Genomic DNA, 5,772 nt, shown 5'->3' on the forward strand with positions numbered 1-5,772 from the left:
TCACATGGGGAAACCCCACACTACCATCGGCGATGCATCGTTTCACTTCTGAGTTCGGGATGGGATCAGGTGGTTCCAACGCTCTATGGTCGTCAAGAAATTCGGCAGCCAGCCCGTTCAACAGCAACGTGCCGGCGAAAATCGAGAACTTCTACTAAAACAAAACCCCTACCTGCGTCAGCAGATAGGGGTTTCGGAATTTAATCTTGACGATGACCTACTCTCACATGGGGAAACCCCACACTACCATCGGCGATGCATCGTTTCACTTCTGAGTTCGGGATGGGATCAGGTGGTTCCAACGCTCTATGGTCGTCAAGAAATTCGGTAGCCAGCGCGTTGCATGGGCAACGTTCCAGCGAATGGGTATGCGATAGTTTGTGTGTTGCTGCTGAGTCAGTTCGAACTTTCGGTTCGTTTCGTCTTCACACACCGCAATCTGGTGCCCTGTGCTTTTCAGCTCGGAGCAAGCAAATTGCTTGGGTGTTATATGGTCAAGCCTCACGGGCAATTAGTACAGGTTAGCTCAACGCCTCACAGCGCTTACACACCCTGCCTATCAACGTCGTAGTCTTCGACGGCCCTTCAGGGAGCTCAAGGCTCCAGTGAGATCTCATCTTGAGGCAAGTTTCCCGCTTAGATGCTTTCAGCGGTTATCTTTTCCGAACATAGCTACCCGGCAATGCCACTGGCGTGACAACCGGAACACCAGAGGTTCGTCCACTCCGGTCCTCTCGTACTAGGAGCAGCCCCTCTCAAATCTCAAACGTCCACGGCAGATAGGGACCGAACTGTCTCACGACGTTCTAAACCCAGCTCGCGTACCACTTTAAATGGCGAACAGCCATACCCTTGGGACCGGCTTCAGCCCCAGGATGTGATGAGCCGACATCGAGGTGCCAAACACCGCCGTCGATATGAACTCTTGGGCGGTATCAGCCTGTTATCCCCGGAGTACCTTTTATCCGTTGAGCGATGGCCCTTCCATACAGAACCACCGGATCACTAAGACCTACTTTCGTACCTGCTCGACGTGTCTGTCTCGCAGTCAAGCGCGCTTTTGCCTTTATACTCTACGACCGATTTCCGACCGGTCTGAGCGCACCTTCGTACTCCTCCGTTACTCTTTAGGAGGAGACCGCCCCAGTCAAACTACCCACCATACACTGTCCTCGATCCGGATAACGGACCTGAGTTAGAACCTCAAAGTTGCCAGGGTGGTATTTCAAGGATGGCTCCACGCAGACTGGCGTCCACGCTTCAAAGCCTCCCACCTATCCTACACAAGCAAATTCAAAGTCCAGTGCAAAGCTATAGTAAAGGTTCACGGGGTCTTTCCGTCTAGCCGCGGATACACTGCATCTTCACAGCGATTTCAATTTCACTGAGTCTCGGGTGGAGACAGCGCCGCCATCGTTACGCCATTCGTGCAGGTCGGAACTTACCCGACAAGGAATTTCGCTACCTTAGGACCGTTATAGTTACGGCCGCCGTTTACCGGGGCTTCGATCAAGAGCTTCGCGTTAGCTAACCCCATCAATTAACCTTCCGGCACCGGGCAGGCGTCACACCCTATACGTCCACTTTCGTGTTTGCAGAGTGCTGTGTTTTTAATAAACAGTCGCAGCGGCCTGGTATCTTCGACCGGCGTGGGCTTACGCAGCAAGTGCTTCACCCTCACCGGCGCACCTTCTCCCGAAGTTACGGTGCCATTTTGCCTAGTTCCTTCACCCGAGTTCTCTCAAGCGCCTTGGTATTCTCTACCCAACCACCTGTGTCGGTTTGGGGTACGGTTCCTGGTTACCTGAAGCTTAGAAGCTTTTCTTGGAAGCATGGCATCAACCACTTCGTCACCCAAAGGGTAACTCGTCATCAGCTCTCGGCCTTAAGATCCCGGATTTACCTAAGATCTCAGCCTACCACCTTAAACTTGGACAACCAACGCCAAGCTGGCCTAGCCTTCTCCGTCCCTCCATCGCAATAACCAGAAGTACAGGAATATTAACCTGTTTTCCATCGACTACGCTTTTCAGCCTCGCCTTAGGGACCGACTAACCCTGCGTCGATTAACGTTGCGCAGGAAACCTTGGTCTTTCGGCGTGGGTGTTTTTCACACCCATTGTCGTTACTCATGTCAGCATTCGCACTTCTGATACCTCCAGCAAGCTTCTCAACTCACCTTCACAGGCTTACAGAACGCTCCTCTACCGCATCACTTACGTGATACCCGTAGCTTCGGTGTATGGTTTGAGCCCCGTTACATCTTCCGCGCAGGCCGACTCGACTAGTGAGCTATTACGCTTTCTTTAAAGGGTGGCTGCTTCTAAGCCAACCTCCTAGCTGTCTAAGCCTTCCCACATCGTTTCCCACTTAACCATAACTTTGGGACCTTAGCTGACGGTCTGGGTTGTTTCCCTTTTCACGACGGACGTTAGCACCCGCCGTGTGTCTCCCATGCTCGGCACTTGTAGGTATTCGGAGTTTGCATCGGTTTGGTAAGTCGGGATGACCCCCTAGCCGAAACAGTGCTCTACCCCCTACAGTGATACATGAGGCGCTACCTAAATAGCTTTCGAGGAGAACCAGCTATCTCCGAGCTTGATTAGCCTTTCACTCCGATCCACAGGTCATCCGCTAACTTTTCAACGGTAGTCGGTTCGGTCCTCCAGTCAGTGTTACCTAACCTTCAACCTGCCCATGGATAGATCGCCCGGTTTCGGGTCTATTCCCAGCGACTAGACGCCCTATTAAGACTCGCTTTCGCTACGCCTCCCCTATTCGGTTAAGCTCGCCACTGAAAATAAGTCGCTGACCCATTATACAAAAGGTACGCAGTCACAGAACAAAGTCTGCTCCCACTGCTTGTACGCATACGGTTTCAGGATCTATTTCACTCCCCTCTCCGGGGTTCTTTTCGCCTTTCCCTCACGGTACTAGTTCACTATCGGTCAGTCAGTAGTATTTAGCCTTGGAGGATGGTCCCCCCATATTCAGACAAAGTTTCTCGTGCTCCGTCCTACTCGATTTCACTTCTAAGATCCTTTCGCGTACAGGGCTATCACCCACTATGGCCGCACTTTCCAGAGCGTTCCGCTAAAATCAAAGAAGCTTAAGGGCTAGTCCCCGTTCGCTCGCCACTACTAAGGGAATCTCGGTTGATTTCTTTTCCTCAGGGTACTTAGATGTTTCAGTTCCCCTGGTTCGCCTCTTGCACCTATGTATTCAGTGCAAGATAACCATCTTRTGATGGCTGGGTTCCCCCATTCAGACATCTCCGGATCACAGTCTGTTTGCCGACTCCCCGAAGCTTTTCGCAGGCTACCACGTCTTTCATCGCCTCTGACTGCCAAGGCATCCACCGTATGCGCTTCTTCACTTGACCATATAACCCCAAGCAATCTGGTTATACTGTGAAGACGACATTCGCCGAAAATTCGATCTTGCTCATGAGAGCAACTCACAAATTTTACCTTAGCCTGATCCGTTACCAGTGAAAGTAACGTTCAGTCTATCTTTCTATCACATACCCAAATTTTTAAAGAACGATCTAATCAAAAGACTAGAAATCAACATTCATCATCGCGTCGATGGAATGCTCATTTCTAAGCTTTAAACGAGGGTCACCAATCGGTAATGGTGGAGCCAAGCGGGATCGAACCGCTGACCTCCTGCGTGCAAGGCAGGCGCTCTCCCAGCTGAGCTATGGCCCCGTATCGCTACAGGGTGCACCAGTAATTGGTGGGTCTGGGCAGATTCGAACTGCCGACCTCACCCTTATCAGGGGTGCGCTCTAACCAACTGAGCTACAGACCCAATCGTCTTCTTCAATGAATCAAGCAATTCGTGTGGGAGCTCATGGAGCAGCTGCTGTCGTCGATTAAGGAGGTGATCCAGCCGCAGGTTCCCCTACGGCTACCTTGTTACGACTTCACCCCAGTCATGAATCACACCGTGGTAACCGTCCCCCCGAAGGTTAGACTAGCTACTTCTGGTGCAACCCACTCCCATGGTGTGACGGGCGGTGTGTACAAGGCCCGGGAACGTATTCACCGCGACATTCTGATTCGCGATTACTAGCGATTCCGACTTCACGCAGTCGAGTTGCAGACTGCGATCCGGACTACGATCGGTTTTATGGGATTAGCTCCACCTCGCGGCTTGGCAACCCTCTGTACCGACCATTGTAGCACGTGTGTAGCCCAGGCCGTAAGGGCCATGATGACTTGACGTCATCCCCACCTTCCTCCGGTTTGTCACCGGCAGTCTCCTTAGAGTGCCCACCATAACGTGCTGGTAACTAAGGACAAGGGTTGCGCTCGTTACGGGACTTAACCCAACATCTCACGACACGAGCTGACGACAGCCATGCAGCACCTGTCTCAATGTTCCCGAAGGCACCAATCCATCTCTGGAAAGTTCATTGGATGTCAAGGCCTGGTAAGGTTCTTCGCGTTGCTTCGAATTAAACCACATGCTCCACCGCTTGTGCGGGCCCCCGTCAATTCATTTGAGTTTTAACCTTGCGGCCGTACTCCCCAGGCGGTCAACTTAATGCGTTAGCTGCGCCACTAAGAGCTCAAGGCTCCCAACGGCTAGTTGACATCGTTTACGGCGTGGACTACCAGGGTATCTAATCCTGTTTGCTCCCCACGCTTTCGCACCTCAGTGTCAGTATCAGTCCAGGTGGTCGCCTTCGCCACTGGTGTTCCTTCCTATATCTACGCATTTCACCGCTACACAGGAAATTCCACCACCCTCTACCATACTCTAGCTTGTCAGTTTTGAATGCAGTTCCCAGGTTGAGCCCGGGGCTTTCACATCCAACTTAACAAACCACCTACGCGCGCTTTACGCCCAGTAATTCCGATTAACGCTTGCACCCTCTGTATTACCGCGGCTGCTGGCACAGAGTTAGCCGGTGCTTATTCTGTCGGTAACGTCAAAACACTAACGTATTAGGTTAATGCCCTTCCTCCCAACTTAAAGTGCTTTACAATCCGAAGACCTTCTTCACACACGCGGCATGGCTGGATCAGGCTTTCGCCCATTGTCCAATATTCCCCACTGCTGCCTCCCGTAGGAGTCTGGACCGTGTCTCAGTTCCAGTGTGACTGATCATCCTCTCAGACCAGTTACGGATCGTCGCCTTGGTGAGCCATTACCTCACCAACTAGCTAATCCGACCTAGGCTCATCTGATAGCGCAAGGCCCGAAGGTCCCCTGCTTTCTCCCGTAGGACGTATGCGGTATTAGCGTCCGTTTCCGAGCGTTATCCCCCACTACCAGGCAGATTCCTAGGCATTACTCACCCGTCCGCCGCTCTCAAGAGGTGCAAGCACCTCTCTACCGCTCGACTTGCATGTGTTAGGCCTGCCGCCAGCGTTCAATCTGAGCCATGATCAAACTCTTCAGTTCAAACATCTTTGGGTTTTGAGAAAACCCTAAACTTGGCTCAGCAATCGTTGGTTACATCTTTGATTTCTCGCGGAGTAACTTGTGATGCTGATAATCTGTTGACTAGCAGTCTGACTCCACAAGCACCCACACGAATTGCTTGATTCAGTTGTTAAAGAGCGGTGGRTTGAGCCTTTCGTCTCAACCGAGGCGCGCATTCTACAGCGCCCCGTGTATCTGTCAAGCGRTTATTTTGGAAGTTTTCAAAGTTTTGYTTTTCAAAACCTCMACAACTTCAASCACTTGCGCTTTCGATCTCTCGTTAGCGGGAGGCGAATTCTACAGCGTTAGTCGCTGCTGTCAACACCTCTTTTTCAC

2 tRNA genes and 4 rRNA genes are annotated in these 5,772 nt (G+C 51.8%); all 6 read right to left on the minus strand.

The features are described 5' to 3' along the window. Window positions 1-97: ribosomal RNA gene (rrf, locus tag AD665_RS00005) — 5S ribosomal RNA — on the minus strand; the annotation flags it as partial. 107 nt (window positions 98-204) lie between these two features. Next, window positions 205-320 (minus strand): 5S ribosomal RNA (gene rrf, locus AD665_RS00010). Window positions 321-490: 170 nt separating this feature from the next. Further along, a 23S ribosomal RNA gene (locus tag AD665_RS00015) occupies window positions 491-3,382 on the minus strand. A 252-nt stretch (window positions 3,383-3,634) separates the two neighbouring features. Beyond that, window positions 3,635-3,710, minus strand: a tRNA-Ala gene (locus AD665_RS00020). 26 nt (window positions 3,711-3,736) lie between these two features. Then, a tRNA-Ile gene (locus tag AD665_RS00025) sits at window positions 3,737-3,813 on the minus strand. A gap of 65 nt (window positions 3,814-3,878) precedes the next feature. After that, a 16S ribosomal RNA gene (locus AD665_RS00030) occupies window positions 3,879-5,415 on the minus strand. Between the last annotated feature and the right edge of the window lie 357 nt (window positions 5,416-5,772).

It is taken from the genome of Pseudomonas corrugata, from assembly GCF_001269905.1.
Taxonomy (GTDB): Bacteria; Pseudomonadota; Gammaproteobacteria; order Pseudomonadales; family Pseudomonadaceae; genus Aquipseudomonas; species Aquipseudomonas corrugata.